Annotated in this window: 13 protein-coding genes and 2 pseudogenes; 7 read left to right on the top strand and 8 right to left on the bottom strand. The window is 69.2% G+C overall.

What is annotated here, in order from left to right:
* Positions 1–24: 24 nt before the first annotated feature.
* Positions 25–2,094 carry a PhoX family protein gene (locus ACFWWR_RS34750; RefSeq protein ID WP_384307511.1) on the bottom strand — a complete coding sequence of 690 codons (2,070 nt, stop codon included), beginning with the start codon at positions 2,092–2,094 and terminating at the stop codon, positions 25–27.
* A gap of 282 nt (positions 2,095–2,376) precedes the next feature.
* Here ACFWWR_RS34750 and ACFWWR_RS34755 point away from each other — a divergent pair, with 282 nt between their 5' ends.
* The 3 genes from ACFWWR_RS34755 (at position 2,377) to ACFWWR_RS34765 (ending at position 6,373) form a co-directional block, all read left to right on the top strand.
* Entirely contained in the window at positions 2,377–4,059 is a 1,683-nt protein-coding gene (locus ACFWWR_RS34755) for a VWA domain-containing protein (protein WP_384307513.1), read from the top strand.
* 106 nt (positions 4,060–4,165) lie between these two features.
* Complete coding sequence (metG, locus tag ACFWWR_RS34760) at positions 4,166–5,782, top strand: methionine--tRNA ligase (protein WP_383865602.1); 1,617 nt, start codon at positions 4,166–4,168, stop codon at positions 5,780–5,782.
* A 114-nt stretch (positions 5,783–5,896) separates the two neighbouring features.
* Entirely contained in the window at positions 5,897–6,373 is a 477-nt protein-coding gene (locus ACFWWR_RS34765) for a hypothetical protein (protein ID WP_383865742.1), read from the top strand.
* Between the two features lie 101 nt (positions 6,374–6,474).
* Here the strand turns inward: ACFWWR_RS34765 and ACFWWR_RS34770 are convergent, their stop codons facing one another.
* Entirely contained in the window at positions 6,475–7,818 is a 1,344-nt protein-coding gene (locus ACFWWR_RS34770; RefSeq protein ID WP_384307515.1) for a polysaccharide lyase family 1 protein, read from the bottom strand.
* A gap of 203 nt (positions 7,819–8,021) precedes the next feature.
* Here ACFWWR_RS34770 and ACFWWR_RS34775 point away from each other — a divergent pair, with 203 nt between their 5' ends.
* Positions 8,022–8,387 (top strand): PH domain-containing protein, encoded by a 366-nt coding sequence (locus ACFWWR_RS34775; protein WP_384307518.1) that lies wholly within the window; start codon positions 8,022–8,024, stop codon positions 8,385–8,387.
* Positions 8,388–8,438: 51 nt separating this feature from the next.
* Here ACFWWR_RS34775 and ACFWWR_RS34780 read toward each other — a convergent pair whose 3' ends face one another.
* The 4 genes and pseudogenes from ACFWWR_RS34780 to ACFWWR_RS34795 all read right to left on the bottom strand — a co-directional run bounded on the left by ACFWWR_RS34780 (position 8,439) and on the right by ACFWWR_RS34795 (position 10,459).
* A complete protein-coding gene (locus tag ACFWWR_RS34780) occupies positions 8,439–8,648 on the bottom strand; it encodes a DUF397 domain-containing protein (RefSeq protein WP_383865596.1) in 210 nt (69 codons plus the stop codon).
* Positions 8,645–9,091, bottom strand: a pseudogene (locus tag ACFWWR_RS34785) (DUF5753 domain-containing protein); the annotation flags it as partial. The pseudogene ACFWWR_RS34785 and the gene ACFWWR_RS34780, both read right to left, overlap by 4 nt.
* A 52-nt stretch (positions 9,092–9,143) precedes the next feature.
* Positions 9,144–9,842: pseudogene (locus ACFWWR_RS34790) on the bottom strand (polyphosphate polymerase domain-containing protein); the annotation flags it as partial.
* A complete protein-coding gene (locus ACFWWR_RS34795; RefSeq protein ID WP_383865594.1) occupies positions 9,839–10,459 on the bottom strand; it encodes a DUF4956 domain-containing protein in 621 nt (206 codons plus the stop codon). The gene ACFWWR_RS34795 and the pseudogene ACFWWR_RS34790, both read right to left, overlap by 4 nt.
* 231 nt (positions 10,460–10,690) lie before the next feature.
* On the opposite strand from ACFWWR_RS34795, the gene ACFWWR_RS34800 reads away from it, so the two are divergent.
* The 3 genes from ACFWWR_RS34800 to ACFWWR_RS34810 all read left to right on the top strand — a co-directional run bounded on the left by ACFWWR_RS34800 (position 10,691) and on the right by ACFWWR_RS34810 (position 15,185).
* A complete protein-coding gene (locus ACFWWR_RS34800) occupies positions 10,691–11,512 on the top strand; it encodes a YsnF/AvaK domain-containing protein (RefSeq protein WP_384307520.1) in 822 nt (273 codons plus the stop codon).
* A gap of 78 nt (positions 11,513–11,590) precedes the next feature.
* Positions 11,591–11,860 carry a hypothetical protein gene (locus ACFWWR_RS34805; protein WP_383865590.1) on the top strand — a complete coding sequence of 90 codons (270 nt, stop codon included), beginning with the start codon at positions 11,591–11,593 and terminating at the stop codon, positions 11,858–11,860.
* 115 nt (positions 11,861–11,975) lie between these two features.
* The gene (locus ACFWWR_RS34810; RefSeq protein WP_383865588.1) at positions 11,976–15,185 is read left to right on the top strand and encodes an FG-GAP repeat domain-containing protein; all 3,210 of its coding nucleotides are present in this window, start codon (positions 11,976–11,978) and stop codon (positions 15,183–15,185) included.
* Positions 15,186–15,245: 60 nt separating this feature from the next.
* On the opposite strand, the gene ACFWWR_RS34815 is transcribed toward ACFWWR_RS34810, so the two are convergent.
* A complete protein-coding gene (locus ACFWWR_RS34815; protein WP_383865586.1) occupies positions 15,246–16,598 on the bottom strand; it encodes an MFS transporter in 1,353 nt (450 codons plus the stop codon).
* A gap of 149 nt (positions 16,599–16,747) precedes the next feature.
* Positions 16,748–17,692: a dioxygenase gene (locus tag ACFWWR_RS34820; RefSeq protein WP_384307522.1), complete on the bottom strand. Its 945-nt coding sequence runs from the start codon at positions 17,690–17,692 to the stop codon at positions 16,748–16,750.
* Between the last annotated feature and the right edge of the window lie 164 nt (positions 17,693–17,856).

The raw sequence follows: 17,856 nt of genomic DNA on the forward strand, positions 1-17,856 counted from the left end.
GGATTCGCGCGGAGAAGAGCTTGCTCAGACGCCGATGTCGTCGCCGTCGGCGCGCCACACGGCCACGACCGACGGGCGGACGATCTTGCCCGGCCCGTCCGGCCAGGTGCTGGCCGGCTTCTCCACGGACGCCCCGTTGATCTCGCCGGGGTGCTGTACGGCGACGAGCACACGCCGGTCCTGGATGACCGGGCCGCAGGTCTCGGCGCCGATCGGCATGGTCAGGAACTGCTTGAGCTCACCGCGCCGCTCGCCCTTCGTGGCGACGCCGAAGAGGCCGTCGTGGAAGCCGAGCTGAGCGCCGTCGGTGGAGATCCACAGGTTGCCGTACGGGTCGAAGGCCACGTTGTCCGGGCAGGAGATCGGGCTGACCTCGTCCTTGGGGAAACCCGCGAAGTAGGTGGCGGGGTCCTCCGGGTCACCGGCGACGAGGAAGAGCGACCAGGCGAACCTGGTGCTGTCGGCCCGGTTCCGGCGCTCGGTGAGCTCCAGGACGTGCCCGTGCTTGTTGGCGTTGCGGGGGTTGGCCTCGTCGGCCGGGGCGTTCGCGCCGACACCGCGGTTGGTGTTGTTGGTCAGGGCGACGTACACCTTGCCGGAGTGCGGGTTCGGCTCGATGTCCTCGGGCCGGTCCATCTTCGTCGCGCCGACCTTGTCACCGGCGAGACGGGTGAAGACGAACACCTCGTCGGCGGTCATCCCGTCCACGTGCGAGACGGCACCGTCGGCGGCGGCGGTGGCCAGCGGAATCCACTCACCGCTGCCGTCGAACTCGCCGTCGGCGGGCAGCTTCCCCGTCCCGTCGATCTCGATGGCGGGGGAGTCGCCGGTGAGCCTGGCGACGTACAGCGTGCCTTCGTCGAGCAGCGAGAGATTGTGCTCCCGCACGGCACGGGAGGCCCCCTTCTTCATCCGCTTGCTGCCGACGAACTTGTAGAAGTAGTCGAACCGCTCGTCGTCACCGGTGTAGACGACCGGCCGGCCGTCGTCCGTGAGCCGCACGGTCGCGCCCTCGTGCTTGAAGCGGCCGAGGGCGGTGTGCTTGCGGGGCGTGGAGGAGGGGTCGTACGGGTCGAGCTCGACGACGTACCCGAAGCGGTGCGCCTCGTTCGGCTCCTGGGCCACGTCGAACCGCTTGTCGAACCGCTCCCACTTGCGCTCGGAGGCCGCGGTACCGATGCCGTACCGCTTGTCCGTCGCCCGGCTCGCGTTGGCGAAGTACTGGTTGAAGTTCTCCTCGCCGTGGAGCGTGGTGCCCCAGGGGGTCGTCCCGCCCGAGCAGTTGTTGAGGGTACCCAGGACCTTGGTTCCGGTCGGGTCGGCGGAGGTCTTCACCAGGTCGGACCCGGCGGCGGGCCCGGTAAGCCGGAACTCGGTGGTGGCGGTGACCCGCCGGTTGAGGGGATGCCGGGAGACGGCGGAGAGCTTCCCGCTCCTGCGGTCCCCCTCGACGACGACGGCGGACAGCCCGTGGGCCGCCCACGCGATCTCGACCTGCTCGCGGGTCGGGTTGGCGGCGTCGTAGCCGCGGAACATGAGCACCTCGTCGGTGTACTCGTGATTGGCGACGAGGATCTGCCTGTTCCGCTCGCCCGGCAGCGGGAGAAGGGAGAGGAAGTCGTTGTTGTACCCGAACTGGCCGGCCTGGGCGGCGGCGGTCTGCTTCTCCGGGTCGAAGGCCGGCGCACCGCGCAGGATGGGCTCGCCCCAGCGGATGACGAGGTTCTGCCGGTACCCGTCCGGGACGGTCACGACGTCGGCGGTGTTGGGCGCGACGGCGGTGAACCGCAGGCCGCGCGCACCCTTGGAGCCACCGGGTTTGTGCGGGCTGTGGCTCTTTGCACTACTTTCGGCCGCGGCGACCGGCGAGGCGAGCCCCGCCCCCGCGGCACCGGCCACGGTGACGACGGCCGCGGCCCGCATGATCGACCGGCGGCTGAGCGCACCGGCGATGACGTCACCGACGTACGGGTTGGCGGAGGTGTTCGGCGCCTCGTGGAAACAGGCGTCACCACACCGGAACCGGCAGGTGAGGGCGGAGCGCCCCCCGGGGTGCTCGTTCGAAGTCCTGATCAACGGCAACTGCATACGCACTTTGCTCTCCCCTTGCTTCCCCTTGGGTCCGGTGTGACGGACGCTAGGCGCACGTTTGTGCGGGAGCGGGGCCTGCCGGTGAACCGAGGGTGAACCCGAGGTGGCTGTAAGCCAGTTGGTGTCGACGGGCGGGCGCGCGGGTCAAGGCTTGTTATGCCCTCTTGACGTCTCCTGCTTCGCGTGACCCGCCCCTGCCCAAGATCGCCATCCAGGGCCGCTAACCTTACGTGTCCGTCCTGGCCAGGGATTGACGGGCTACAACTCATGCGAAGGGTTGCGCACATGGGCATTCTCACTCTCCTGCGGAACGCGTTCGGCCGGTCACGCAAGGGGCACACCACCGCCCCTTCGCAGGAAACCGAGGTTGCCTCACAGGAGGCCGCACCGACGGTACCGGCCCCGGCAACAGAGCCGACCCCCGACCCGCAGCCGACGGCGACGGTCCCGGAACCGCGCACGTCGACGCCGTCCACACCGTCCACACCGTCCACCGAGTCCACTTTGTCCACGAAGGACGAGCACGACCTCGTCGCGGCGGCCTTCGACAAGGTGGCCGTACCGAAGCCGGCGGAGCCGGTGGAACCGCCGGTTGCGGAGGAGCCGACGCCGGAGCCGGTGGTGGAGACGCCGGAGCCGGTCGCGGAGGTCACCGCCGAGCCGGAGCCGGTCGCGGAGGTCACTCCGGAGCCCGAGCCGGTCGTCGAGCCGGACCCGGAGCCGGTCGTCGAGCCGGTCGCGGAGCCGGTCGCCGAGGTGACGCCCGAGCCGGAGCCGGTTGTGGAGGCCGCCCCGGAGCCGGAGCCCGCCGCCGAGCCGGTGGCCGTCGAGGAGCCGGAGCCGGTCGCGGAGGTCACTCCCGAGCCGGAGCCGGTCGTCGAGGTTACGGAGCCCGAGCCGGTGGCGGAGGTCGCTCCCGAGCCGGTGGCGGAGGTCGCTCCCGAGCCCGAGCCGGTGGCGGAGGTCACTCCCGAGCCCGAGCCGGTGGCGGAGGTCACTCCCGAGCCGGAGCCCGAGCCCGTCGTCGAACCGAAGCCGGAACCGACGACCGCCGAGGTCACCCCCGAACCCGAGCCGGAACCCGAGGCAGTCGCGGAGGTCACCTCAGAGCCCAAGACGAAGGCGTCCCCGGAGCCGGAGCCGGAGCCGGAGCCCCAGCCGGAACCGGAGCCGGTCGCAGAGCAGACCCCGGACCCCGAGCCGGTCTCCACCCCCGAACCGCCGGCCGCCGACGGCGAGGACGCCCCACAGGGGCCACCCGCAGCCGACGACGAAACCAGCACGGGTGGTGCGGGTGGGAACACCAAGGCCGAAGGCGAAGCCGAGGCCGAGGTCACCGTGCCCGCCACCCTCCGAACCGCCTACGAGGCCGCCGACACCACCCTCAAGGACAGCAACCTCACCGGCACCCGTGCCAAGGTCTACCTCGTCCTCGACCGCTCCGCGTCCATGCGCCCGTACTACAAGGACGGCTCCGCCCAGGCCCTCGGCGAGCAGACCCTCGCCCTCGCCGCCCACCTCGACCCCGAGGCCAAGGTCCACGTCGTCTTCTTCTCCACGGAACTCGACGGCACCGGCGAGCTGACCCTCACCGACCACGACAACAAGATCGACGAGCTGCACGCCGGCCTCGGCCGCATGGGCCGTACCAGCTACCACGCCGCGGTCGAAGCAGTCGTCACCCACCACGCGAAGGAAGCCCCCGGCACTCCCGCCCTGGTCGTCTTCCAGACGGACGGCGCCCCCGACGCCAAGACCCCCGCCACCCAGTCCCTCACGGACGCCGCGAAGAACCACCCCACGGTCTTCTTCTCCTTCGTCGCCTTCGGCGAGCAGGACAACAAGGCCTTCGACTACCTCCGCAAGCTGAAGACGGGCAACACGTCCTTCTTCCACGCGGGCCCGACCCCGCGTGAGCTCACGGACGCCGAGCTCTACGAAGGCGTACTGGCCACCTGGCGCCCGTAGCGCCCCCTCGGGGGGTGGACCGATCTCCGGTCCACCCCCCGAATCTCTGGTCCACACCCCGAAACGCATGTGAGTCGATCTTCGCGAGCCCAGTAGGATTTCGGGCATGGCGGCCACTGGAACCGAGAAGCAGGGGGCGAAGGCGTACTACGTCTCGACCCCCATTTACTACGTCAACGACGCTCCTCACCTGGGCCACGCCTACACGACCGTCGCAGGGGACGTGCTCACGCGCTGGCACCGTCAGCGCGGCGAGAAGGTGTGGTACCTCACCGGCACGGACGAGCACGGTCAGAAGATCATGCGCACCGCCGACGCGAACGGGGTGACCCCGCAGGAGTGGTGCGACAAGCTCGTGGAGGAGGCCTGGAAGCCCCTCTGGGAGCACCTGGAGATCGAGAACGACGACTTCATCCGCACCACGCAGAAGCGGCACACCGACCGCGTCCAGGAGTTCGTCCAGGACCTGTACGACAAGGGCGAGATCTACAAGGGCGGCTACGAGGGCCCGTACTGCGTCGGCTGCGAGGAGTACAAGCTCCCCGGCGAGCTGCTCGACGGCGAGGGTGACTTCGCAGGTCAGAAGCTGTGCCCGATCCACAAGAAGCCGGTGGAGATCCTCAGCGAGGAGAACTACTTCTTCAAGCTGAGCGAGTACGGCGACAAACTCCTCGCCCACTACGAGGCGAACCCCGGCTTCATCCAGCCGGAGTCGGCGCGCAACGAGGTCGTGAACTTCGTCCGCCAGGGCCTGCAGGACCTGTCGATCTCCCGCTCGACCTTCGACTGGGGCATCCCGATCCCGTGGGACCAGAAGCACGTGATCTACGTGTGGGTCGACGCGCTGCTGAACTACGCCACGGCGGTCGGTTACAACGAGAACCAGCAGAAGTTCGAGGAGACCTTCCCGGCCGACGTCCACCTGGTCGGCAAGGACATCCTCCGCTTCCACGCGGTGATCTGGCCCGCGATGCTGATGGCGCAGGGCCTCCCGCTGCCCGGCAAGATCGCCGCCAACGGCTGGCTGATGGTCGGCGGCGAGAAGATGAGCAAGTCCAACCTGACGGGTATCAAGCCCCAGGACCTGACCTCGCACTTCGGCGTGGACGCGTACCGCTGGTACTTCCTGCGCGCGATCGCCTTCGGCCAGGACGGCTCCTTCTCCTGGGAGGACTTCTCGGCCCGCTACACCAGCGAGCTGGCGAACGACTACGGCAACCTCGCCTCCCGCGTCGCGGCCATGGTCGGCAAGTACTTCGACGGCGCCCTGCCCGAGGCGACGGCCTCCGGCGACGCCGAGAAGGCGGTCCAGGACGGCCTGGCGAAGGCGGTAGCGGAGGCCGACCGGAAGATCGGCGAGGAGCTGGACTTCCAGGGCGGCATCCTGGCCGTGTTCGACTTCGTCAAGCAGGTCAACGGCTACATCACGGAGCAGGAGCCGTGGAAGGTCGCGAAGGACACGAGTGACGAGGGCAAGGCCCGCCTGGCCACGATCCTCTACACGGCCGCGGAGTCCCTCCGCGCGGCCGCGGTCCTCCTGAACCCGGTCATGCCGGACACCTCCCAGAAGCTCTGGGACTCGCTCGGTGCCGGGTCCTCCCTCGGCGCCCTCGCGGACCAGAAGGTCCAGGAGGCGGGCGAGTGGGGCAGGCTCCCGGCCGGCACGACGGTCACCAAGGGCGCGGTCCTCTTCCCGCGCCTGGAGGAGAAGCCCACGGCGTAACGCGCGCGCTGATCAGTGCGGGGCCCGGCAAGCACGCCGCTTGCCGGGCCCTCGCCTGTACCCCTACCCCCTGCCGGGATGTCCCCGATCACCCGTATGGTTTCCGCCATGGCAATGGCAGTACCCGAGGTCATTCCGATCGCCTACGCGCCCAGGCGTCACACCGAGTCCATCGGCCGGTACGCGGACGGCCAGTTCCTGGCGTCGATCACGTACGCCTTCCCCGAGGGCTTCCGCCCCGACGAGGGCTGGGAAGAGCACAAACGTCTCTACGTGGCACTCCACACCTTCGACGCCGCCGGCCACTACCGCGACTCGGAGATCTGGTGCGCGGGCACCTGGGCCGACCAGCAGCGCGCCCCGCACGGCAACGACTCGGTCCTCGGCCGCGCCCGCATCCACCTGGCGAAACTCCTCCGCAGCCTGCCGCGCCGCTCCTACACGGACATAGCCGTCCGCCCCTTCCAGCTCACCGTCGACGGTGTCCGTTTCGGCCTGGTGATCCGCGAGGAGGAGGACGAGTCCTGGGCCGAGCTCTACCCGGACCGCCTGGAATTCGGCGAACCCTGGGACGGCCGGTACGTCACCTGACCCGCGGCTGCCGCCCGCGTAGGTAGAGGAGTCGCGGCACAGCAGGGAGAAAGGGGCCGGGAAGCCAACCGCTTCCCAGCCCCGCTGCGCCGGGCGCTGCCCTACTGCACGGCCCCGGCCCCCGTGGTCGTGGCCAGCGAAGTCGGCAGGTTCTTCGCCGAGGACTCCAGGCCCGCCGTCAGCGTCGGCGTCCAGTTCACCGTTGTCTTCAGGTCCTTGGACGACGCGGCGTTGTACGCGGCCACCAGGTCCGTCGCCGTCCCGTTGACCAGGTTGCCGGTGCCCGCCACGGAACCCGTGCCGTCGCCGCTCAGCAGCTTGGCGACCTTCCCGCCGGACGGGACCGTCCAGTGGTTGTTCTGCGCGACGACCTGGGCCTTGGCGCGGGAGTTGATGCTGTACTGCGTCGTGTAGCCGTTGAGGGGCGTCACGTCGTAGACGTTGTTGTAGATGTGGATCTGGCCGATCCGGGCCAGCGGGGCCCGCTGCATGATGCCCTTCCACACGTTGTGGTGGATCGAGACGCGCAGCTTGCCGACGCTGTCGGTGTCGCTGCTGCCGATCAGCATCGTCTTGTCGTGGTTGGTGAACTGGTTGCGCGAGACGGTCACCAGGTCCGAGCCCTTGGTGATGTCGAGGGCGCCGTCGTGGATCTGGTACTCACGGCCGTAGTACTTCGGGTTGGCGCTGTCGAAGTGCGGCGCGTCAGTGAACGTGTTGTGGTCGGCCCAGACGTGGGTCGCCCCGCGCAGGGTGACGGAGTCGTAGTTCGAGTTCCAGTTGCCGTCGTCGCCGTCGGTCGGGTCCCACTGCGGGAAGCAGTCCTCGGTGGCGGCGAAGGTGAGGTTGCGGACGATGACGTTGTCCACGTTCTGGATCTGGAGCATGCCGCCGCTGATGCCGGCCTTGGTGCCGGGAACACCCACGATGCTGGTGTTGGCGGGCACCCTGAAGACGATGTTCTTCGCCTGCTTGGACTGGGCGGCGGCCCGCGCCGTCTCCTGAGTGCCGGACGGCAGCTTCGAGGTGCCGTAGGTGGCCGGGTCGAACGCCTTCAGGTACGCGGACAGCGAGTAGCCCGTGCCCGACGCGTAGTTCGCGCAGGTCAGCTTCTTGCCCGCGTCGTCGGTGTTGGCGTCGATCGTGCCCTTGACCTTGATGATCCGCGGGGTGGTGTCGGAGACCGAACCCAGCGCCTTCACGAGCTCCGCACGCGTGCTGACGGTGAAGGTGTGCGCGGCGTCGGCCTTGGCGCCGCCCGTCGTGCCGGTGCCGGAGGAGGCCCAGCCGTCCTTGGCCGCGAGCGTCTGGTGATACAGGTCGACGGCTTCCGCGTTCGCGTTCATCACGAATAAGGAGGTGCCGAGGGCGGCGGCCGCGACGGCGGCGGAGACGACGAGGGTGCGCCGCTTGCGGAGGGACCGGCGGTGGGAGGGGGATGCCACGAGGGGGGTTCCTTACGGGTGGTGGAACTACTGTCACCCCGTCAGTGGCCGCAGACCCCGGAAGGGTTGCCGCTCGCGATCACATCTCACACACCCCTGTACACAGTTACCCACCAGACGGTACACAATACGAAGATCACGTGAAGCCGGGGCGTAACGGAACGCACCCGGGCACATGAACCGATCGAGTGGGGGGATCCACCATGGGCATGTTCGGAAACGCGCACACCGTCGACCCAAGCAAGGCACAGCAGGACTACGCGCGTCTGCTGGGCGCCGGTGAGCAGGTGCAGGCCGCGTACCAGCTGGTGCGCGACGTCATCCTGTTCACCGACCGTCGCCTGCTCCTGGTCGACAAGCAGGGCATCACCGGGAAAAAGGTGGAGTACCACTCCATCCCCTTCCGCAGCATCACCCACTTCGCGGTGGAGACCGCCGGCACCTTCGACCTCGACGCCGAGCTGAAGATCTGGGTCTCGGGCAACTCCGTCCCGATCCAGAAGACCTTCACCAAGGGCGTCGACATCTACGAGGTGCAGGCGATACTCACGCAGTTCGTGACGAAGTAGGGCTGCGGAGGGGGCCTGAGAACCAGAAGGTCGACGCTGCTGGTTGAGCGGTCAGCTCACCGAGGCGTACGCCACAAAGCCCGCCCATGCTTCCGGCGCGAGCGCGAGCTGAGGCCCGCCCGTGTTCTTGGAGTCGCGGACGTGCACCGCGCTGGGGGCGAGGGCGATCTCGACGCAGGAGTTGCCGTCAGGGCCGTCGCTGTAGCTGCTCTTGAACCACTCCAGCTCGGAGCTGTCTCCGGCAGAAGCCTTGCGGATCATGTCTCTCCCAGCAGTTGCTCAATGAAGGCCAGCGACTCCCGTGGGGTAAGAGCCTGAGCCCGGATGGTGCCATACCGCAGCTCCAGGATCCGCAACTGCTTCGGATCGGAAGTCGGTCGGCCGCTGTATGCACCGTCGGAGCGGCCCACCGCTGTGCCGTCCGCGAACTTCAGCACTTCGATCTTCCCGTCGAGCCCTGGGTGAGCCTCCGCGTTCGTCGGCATCACCTGAAGCGTGACGTTACGCAACCGCCCCACCTCCAGCAGATGTTCGAGCTGCTGACGCCACACCATTGTGCCTCCGACGGGACGGCGGAGTGTCGCCTCTTCCTGGACGAAGCTCAGCGCGGGTGCAGGCGAGCGCTCGAAGATGGTCTGCCGCGCCATACGAGCGCTCACCATGCGCTGTCGGACTCCCGTCGAGTGCGGTGGGAAAGTGGCGCCGCAGTACGGGCAGCCAGCGGTGGGAAGGAAGGTCGGGGCGCAGGGCGGCCAGGCCGGTGCCGTACTTCGACACGGGGCACGGGCGGTGCTTCAGCGACCACAGCAGCCGGTCGGCGTCCGATCCGGCCCGCCCGGCCTTGGTCTCGACGATCGCCCGCTCCGGAGTGCGCAGGGTGGCGGTGCCGTCGGGGAGGGACCAGGTCAGGCCGGTGTCGAGGGTGAGACGGCTCTCGGTGGCCGGGAGGAGGAGGGTGGTGCGCCGGTAGGAGGTGGTCAGCGCCGGATGCCACCGGCAGCCCGCGGTGTCGATGCGGGCCTCGGCGAGCACGGCGTCGGCGTACGCCCGCGCCTGCGCGTCCAGGCGGTGCGGGTCCCCGGCGTAGGGGATGCGGTGCTTGACCGTGGTGCCGCGCGGGCCGCGGGTCTTGACCTCGAAGAAGTGCTCGCCGGAGTCGAGATACGTCCGCACCCGGAGCTTGAAGCGGCGCCGGCGCTGCCGTGCGGCGCCGAGGTAGCCGTCCAGGCCGGGGGTGTCGAAGTACACGGACCGGTAGCCGAACTCCCGCCGACCGTCGATCTCCAGGACCCGCACGTCCTCGTCGAGCCCGCCGAACACGAAGGGCAGGTCCACGACCGGCAGCATGTACTTGCGGTCGAGCCGGGTCAGCAGCCCGGCCCGGGCGACGAGTTCGTCCAGCCCGATCGGCCGCAGCGCGCCGACGGCCGTACCAAGGGAGTCGAGGGCGGTCACGCCCGTACGCCCTGCTCGAGGACCGCGTCCGCGTCCGATTCCTTCGGTGCCCTCGCGCCACCGCCCACCACGTACCGGACCTCGACCTGGGTCGTGTCGTTGACGAGGTCGATGCTCTTGACCGACAGGTTCACCACCCGCCCGCCCAGCAGCATTCCGAGGTGTAGGCGCAGGGCGTCCTCGTCGGTGTACGCGGAGTCGAGACGCAGGCTGCGCGTGCGGTGCCGGGAGAACAGGCGGGGGTGGTCGCCGACGTACATGGTGCCGACGATCAGCAGGGTCAGCGCGGTGGTCAGCACGGTCGCGTGTTGCGGCAGTCCGCCGAGCAGTCCGATCGCCAGGGCGGAGAAGTAGTACGCGATCTCGTGCTGGGCGATCTCGTACGACCGCAGCCGGATGATCGACAGCACCCCGAACAGGCCCATCCCCAAGCCGATCCCGACCGACGTGGAACTGAGCGTCATCGCCACGGAGAGCACGCCGACGTTGACACCGAGGAACGCGGCGACGAGGTCCCGGCGGTGGTGACGCGGGAAGAAGACGCCGAAGGTGAGTACGGAGACTGCGACGAGGTCGCAGGCGACCAACACCAGTTGGTTCACGGCCGTTGAGGTCATGGGACGACAGTCGGGGAGGCTTCTGTGAAGCGTCTTTGAGCTGCCTTAAAAGGGCGTTCCTAATGTCCAGCGGCACACGCTCATCGCGACCGGCGACCGGCGACCGGCGACCGGCGGTGAGTGTGTGGCCTCCCGGCTTGCTGGAACATTTCCGCTTTTTCGTGATTTTCCGCTTTTGCCATGGCAGCGAGTGGTTACGCGTAAGGGACGACAGGAACAAGGAGAGCACCAATGATCACTCGCGACCAGATATCCACCGTTCTGGATCATCCCGTCCACGACGTTGAGGGCAACAAGATCGGTGAAGCCAAGCACGTCTTCCTCGACGATGTGACCGGTGAGCCCGAATGGGTGAGCGTGAAGACCGGCCTCTTCGGCACCAGCGAGTCGTTCGTGCCGATCCACGACGGGACCGTGGTGGAGGACCACCTGGAGGTGCCCTACGCCAGGGACACGGTCAAGGACGCGCCGAACGTCGACATCGACGCCGGCGGGCATCTCTCCGAACAGGAAGAGCACCGCCTCTACGAGCACTACGGCATCGACTGGGACACCGCTTGGCAGCAGGCCCAGCAGCCCCACGAAGGCGGCCGGGCACGCACCGGCACCGACACCACCGGGCAGGCCAGGACCGCTACCGGGACGCGGCCTGGCGGCGACGACGCGATGACGCGCTCCGAGGAGCAGATGCACGTCGGTGTCGAACGCCGAGAGACCGGCCGGGCACGCCTGCGCAAGTACGTGGTCACCGAGGAGGTCCAGCGGACCGTTCCCGTGCGCCACGAAGAAGTCCGCGTCGAGCGCGAGCCGATCACCGACGCCAACCGGGACGCGGCCATGTCCGGCGCCGACATCTCCGAGGCCGAGCACGAGGTGACCCTCCACGAAGAGCGCCCCGTCGTGCAGACGGAGGCCGTCCCCGTCGAACGCGTCCGGCTGAGTACCGAGGAGCGTACCGAGGAGGAAACCGTTCATGGCGAGGTCCGCAAGGAGCGGATCGAGACCGATCGCACTGACGAGACCGAGACCGAGACCGGCCAGGGTGACCGATGACGGGATCCTCCTGGGCCCGCCGGACCCGCCCGGACACGCACCGCGGGATCTCGTTGATCAGCGCATGAGGAGGACGTCATGGGCACCATCAGCCAGCCGCTCACCGACGAAAGCATCAAGGTCCGCCAGCTCAGTCACTACCAGTTCAGCTGGGTCGCCGGCGACGCAGGCGCACGCGGCACGTTCACCCTGCAGCTCGTTCTCGACGAGGGCGCCTGGGAGGAAGTGCTGACCGTCGACGTCGACGACGCCGATGTCCTGGACGACCTGCTGAAGACGACCGGGACCGTCCACTACGACGTCGGTCGCCGCACCCTGATCTTCGGCGTCACCCGCGTCGCCGCCTAGACCAGGCGTTCAGCACCCGTCCTACCCCTCCACCTGCGCGGACACGCCCCCGCCCCCTGATAGCATCCGGCCACTTGTGCGAGGGCGGGGGCCCTCGCGGGGGAGGGAACTTCACGTGGGCAGACACGCCCCGAGACGGGGCGGTCGTGCCGCTCTCGTCTCCGCGCTCGCGGTCGCCGTGGCGGCCGGAACCATCACATTGTTCTCCGGTACGGGGGACGGCGGCGGCGCCGCTCAAGCCGCCACGACGGCCGCCGCGGCCGGCAGCGCCGAGATCGTCCTGGACGATCCGCGCCTCGAGCTGCGGCGCGCCGAGCGGCTGCTGGCGGCTGGCGAGACCGGCTTCCTGCACCGCCAGGCGGGGGCCGCCGGCCTGTTCTGGACGGACTACGAGGACGGCAGCACCGTCACCGTCGAGGGACCGTCCGGGGTCTACTCGCCGACCACCACCAGCTGCTACGACACGGAGAAGCGCTGTGCCTCGGGCGTGTTCGGGCAGGCGGCCGACACGGTGGCGCTGCCGAACAGGACCGACGGCGGCGACCCGGTGTCGCTGTGGAGCCCGGACGGCGGCGCCCTGCGGACCCTCGACCTGAGCCAGTCGGCCGACCGCGTGGGCACGTACGGCGAGACCACCGTCACCGTCGAGTACAACGGCGTCGTCGACGGCACCCAACTGGACGGACACGTGCTGCACCTCGTCGACCTCGTCGACGGCAAGCAGCGCGACCGCGTGGTCACCGGCTATCCGGCCGACGTGTTCTGGGAGTGGAACTTCGCGCGCACCGGCGACGAGAACGGCGCCCTGCTGACCCACCCCGCCCGCGACGAGAACGGCGCCCTCACGTCGTACACCGTCGGCTACCTCGACTTCGCCACCGCGCGGCTCACCCCGGTCTTCACCGGTCTGTCCAAGGAGACGGTGCCGGAGGTCGTGCTGACCGACGACCGCGTCGGCTGGTACACGCAGGCCGCCGGTCTGCACCTCAAGCCGCGCACCGACCTCGCCGCCGAGGAGACGGTCCCGGTGGCCGGGGAGGAGACCACCGTCTCCCCCGTTCCCGTCCTCGTCGGTGACTGGCTGGTCCTGACCGGCGCCCCCGGCGTCAAGGCCGTCTCCCTGACCGACGGCACCACCAAGACCCTGCTGCCCGGGTCGTACGGCACCCCGCTGGCCACCCCGGACGGCGGCGCCCTCGTCACCGGCGGCACCACCACGACCGACTGGTGGGTGCAGCGCGTGAGCCTCGGCGCCGACGGCACCCCGCAGGTGGCGAAGCTGACCAAGGTCCCTCCGTACGAGAACAAGAAGACCGGGCTCGCGCTCAGCCGTGGCAGCCTGCGCGTCGCGGAGGACACCACGAGCAGCACCTCGGACACCACGTCCGTCCGCAGGCTCACCACCAACGGCAGCACCCTGCTGACCGCGTCCGCCGCCACGGAGAGCAGTTCGGTCAGCCCGACGTGCCCGTACCCGAACACCACCTGCTCGGCGATGTGGGGCAACTTCGACGGCACCGATCCCGAGGACGTCTACCTCGACACGTTCTACGACGGCGACGAGGGCGGCAGCGGCCTGGAGAACGCGGACCGGCTGGTCTCCATCGGCTACAACCCCCTGTCGTTCTTCGGCACCACGGGCGGCTCGATCGTCGACGTCTCCGACGACTACGCCGTCTACAACTCGGGCGGCTCGGCCCCGGCGCAGTACGTCGGCGAGTTCGGCTACGCGCAGAAGCTGAAGCGCTCGGTGCGCGCCGCCGCCCTGAACGGCTCCACGCTCTGGAGCGCCGCGGCCACCGGCAAGCTCACTTCCTACAGCCTCACCGAGGACAAGACCCTCGCCACGGTGACGGTCCCCTCGCTCGCCTGTACGCCGAGCGAGCTCCAGGCGGCGGGCCGCTGGGTGTACTGGTCCTGCGGGACGGCCTCGGCGGGCGTCTACGACACCAAGGCCGGTACGTCCCGCGCCGTGCAGCCCGGTGACGTGCTGCTCGGCGACGGCTTCACCGTCCGCCACGACCACGACGCCGACCGGCTGGTCCTCACCGACGCGGCCACCGGCACCACCCGCGTGATCGCCTCCGGCCTGCCGGACAGCGGCCTCGCGGTGGACCGCCGCTACCGCTGGACGGTGGACGAGTACACGGGCCTGGTCGCCTGGTTCGACTCGTTCGAGCAGACGCACGTGGCCACCACCGGCGTCACGCCGTCCACGCCGACGGCCTTCTCCACGGAGACCGAGGGCATCATGGAGCCTCCCTCGGCGGAGCCGTGGCGCGGTCACTGGCTGCTCTCCCGCCCCGTCACCTCCTGGTCCCTCACCCTCACCTCGGTGCAGAGCGGCGCGAGCGGCAGGGCGACCCGCACGATCACCGGCGGTGCGACCTCGGCCTGGGTGTCGGCGACCTGGAACGGCAGGACGGCGAGCGGGGGTTACTTCCCCAACGGCGCGTTCACGTGGACGCTGAAGGCGACCGGCCTGGGCACCTCGACCCCGGCCACGGTGAAGTCCGGAGAGGAGTTCGTCCTCCGGGGCGCGCCCGCACTCCGCGACTTCACCAGCCCCGACGGCCCGGACGGCAGGGGCGACCTGCTCACCCTCAACGCCTCCGGCGGCCTGACCTTCCACAGCGGCACCGGGACCGGAAAATTCGGCGAGAAGACCACCGGCACCGGCTGGCCGACGACCGCGAGGTTCGTGCCCTTCGGCGACCTCAGCGGCGACCGCTGCAACGACGTCCTGGTCCGCCTGAGCAGCGGCGCCCTGCGCCTGTACAAGCCGGGCTGCAACGCCGCGGTCAGGCCGTCGACGTCGTACACCACGCTGTCGACCGGCGGCTGGACCCAGTACGACGTCCTCACCTCGCCCGGCGACGTCAGCGGCGACGGCCGCCCGGACCTGATCGCCCGCAACACGTCCACCGGCACGGTCTACCTCTACAAGGGCACCAGCACCGGCAAACTGTCCGCCCGCGTGAAGCTCTACGACAACTGGAAGACGTACAAGAAGATCGTGGGCGTCGGCGACCTCAACGGCGACGGCATCGGCGACCTCCTCGCCCAGGACAAGGCGAACACCCTGTACCGCTACTACGGCAAGGGCAACGGCACCTTCGGCGCCCGCACCAAGCTGTTCGCGAACTGGGGCGGCTCGTACAACGTGATCGTCGGCGTCGGCGACATCACCGACGACGGCAAGGCCGACATCGTCTCCCGCGACACCAGCGGCAACCTGTACCGCAACAGCGGAGACGGCAAGGGATCGTTCGGAGCACGGGCCAACATCGCCACCGGCTGGAGCGGCTACAAGTCGCTTTCCTGAAGTGTGAGTTCGTGAACGAGGGCGCCCGGGGTGCGGTCACCCCGGGCGCCTTCGCGCTTCTCAGGACACGACAGGCCGGTGCGCGCTCGTCTCCGGCGCGGTCCGCGGCAGGGCGTCGGACGTCCCGCGGGTGTTCCTGATGAAGACCACCCCGATCACCGCGAGCAGCGACGCGGCGGAGAGCGTGTACAGGCCTCCGTTCGTGCTGCCGGTCGTGTCCTTGAGGTAGCCGAAGAGTGTGGGGGAGACGAAGCCGCCCAGGTTGCCGATGGAGTTGACCACGGCCAGGCCCGGCGCGGCGACCTTGAGGTCGAGTCCGGACTGGGCCATCGGCCAGTACAGGGTGGCCGCGCACTTCCCGCCGACCGCGGCGAGCGTGAGGGCGGCGAGTCCGAACCAGGGGGAGCCCAGGGTGGCGAGGAAGGTGCCCACGGCCGACAGGACCAGGGCGACCGCCAGGTAGGGCCGGCGGTCCGGGGCGCCGTCGGTGAAGTGGCTCACCGTGTACATCGCGATCACAGCGCAGATCCACGGTACGGCGGTGAGCAGCCCGACCTGGAAGGACGACAGCCCGCCGATGTCGTCGACCAGGCTGGGCAGCCAGAAGGTGATCGCGTACCCGGTGAGTGCCATCGCGAAGAAGACGCCGGTCAGCAGGGCGACCTGGGGGTGGAACAGGAGCTTGAGCCGCGAGACCCTGGGGGCCCGGCTGCGGGCTTCCCTGTCACGGTCGACCGCAGCGCTCAGCGCCGCCTTCTCCTCGCGTGTGAGCCAGCGGGCGTCCTCGATGCGGGAGACGAGGAAGAAACCGGCGACGATTCCGACGAGGATCGAGAAGACGCCCTCCAGCGCGAACATCCAGCGCCAGCCGGCGAATCCGCCCGCGCCGTGCAGCTCCAGCAGGGCTCCGGTGATCGGTCCCGTCACGATGTACGCGGTGGCGGATCCGCCGAGGAAGATCGCGCTGGCCCGGCCCCGGCTGGAGTCGGGCAGCCACTGGGTGAAGTAGAGGAGCACGCCGGGGAAGAAGCCGGCCTCCGCGACGCCGAGGAGGAATCGGAGGGCGTAGAACATCGCGACGTTGTGGATGAAGCACATCGCCACGATCACCAGGCCCCAGGTGATCATGATGCGGGTGAGCCAGACCCGGGCGCCGAACCGCTCCAGGAGCATGTTGCTCGGCACCTCGAACAGCGCGTACCCGATGAAGAACAGGCCGGCGCCGAGACCGTACGCGGTGGCACTCACCCCCACATCGGCCCGCAACTCGTCCTGCACGAAGCCGACGTTCGTCCGGTCCATCTGGTTGACCAGCAGCATCAGGACCAGGATCGGCAGCATGCGACGCAGGAACTTGCCGACTGCTCGGCTTTCGGCGTCGGGTGTCACGACCTCTGACACGACTTCTGACATCGTTGTCTCCCTCGCGGTACACATACGTGAACTGCAATCACGTACGCGGGCACTGGGGGACGTTACGGAGGCCGATCTTCCGGGTCAATGGGTTGAGCAAATGTTCATGTACGCGAACACCGCAACCCATCGACCCGGCGCGGCAGCGGTCAGGTGCCGTCGTTCGTCTCGTCCGGCGCGACGCCCATCGTGATGGAGCCGACGACGCCCTTGGCGATGTTCTTCTTGTTGTACTTCAGCTTGAGGAGACCACCCTGGGTGCCGCTCTGGTCGTAGATGGTGTCCTCGGTGAGCGTGGTGCGCTCGGTGGTGCTGGTGGAATACGGCTCGACCTCGGCGGAGGCGAGCACCGACTCCTCGTCGAAGAAGAACTGGCCGGTGTGGCAGGCGTGTCCGCCCTCGTAACCGGCGTCCGTCCACTCACCGTCCACATGCACTTTGGTGTGGATGTGGACACAGCGGCCGCGGTACCAGCCCGGGAAGATCGTCTTGAAGGTGACCCGCCCCTGCTTGTCCGTCCTCCAGGTGCCGCGCAGGTAGCGCTCGTCGTCGGTGGGCTCCTCGTGAACCCCGCCACCGCCGCCGGTGCCGCCGGACGGTGCGCCCGACGGCGGCTCGCCGGTCGGGGTGCCGGTGGGTGCGCCCGAGGGGGCGTCGGTCGGGGCGGTGCCGCCACCGCCGGTCGACAGGCTCTCGTAGCCGGAGTAGAGGCCCAGCGCGTCGCAGTGCCAGATGTCGACGGCGGCGTTGCCGATCGGCTTGCAGGTCTCGGAGTCGATCACCTTGAGGGTGAGGGTGAGCGGGATGCCCTCCTTGTCCTCGGTGATGTCCCGGCGGATCTTGTCGGCGTCGATGTAGTAGGGGCCCTCAGTGGTCTCCGAGGTGAGCTTGTAGCAGACCTCCGCGGTGCTCGACGTGCTCGACACGGTCGAGGTCGCGGTCGCGCCCGCCGTCGACTCGTCCGCGGAGGCCGTCATGGCGAGGGCACCGCCCACGCCCACCGCGGCCACCGCCGCACCGCCCGCCACGACGACCTTGCGACGCGTCAGGTCCTGCTTGTGTTTGGGCCCTTGGGCCGTCTGGTTTCCCGTCATGAGCAGGGAAGCTAGGTAAGAAGGCTGTCAAAGGCGTGGGAGGGGACTGTGATTTCCCCAGCCGATGCGAAGGGGCGCGAAACCGACGTCGGTTTAGCGCCCCGCGCGCAGAGAACAAAGGAGCGAACAACGAAGTTAACGACATCGGCAGCGGCTTGCGCACC

Source organism: Streptomyces sp. NPDC058678, assembly GCF_042714835.1.
In the GTDB taxonomy this organism is placed as follows: domain Bacteria; phylum Actinomycetota; class Actinomycetes; order Streptomycetales; family Streptomycetaceae; genus Streptomyces.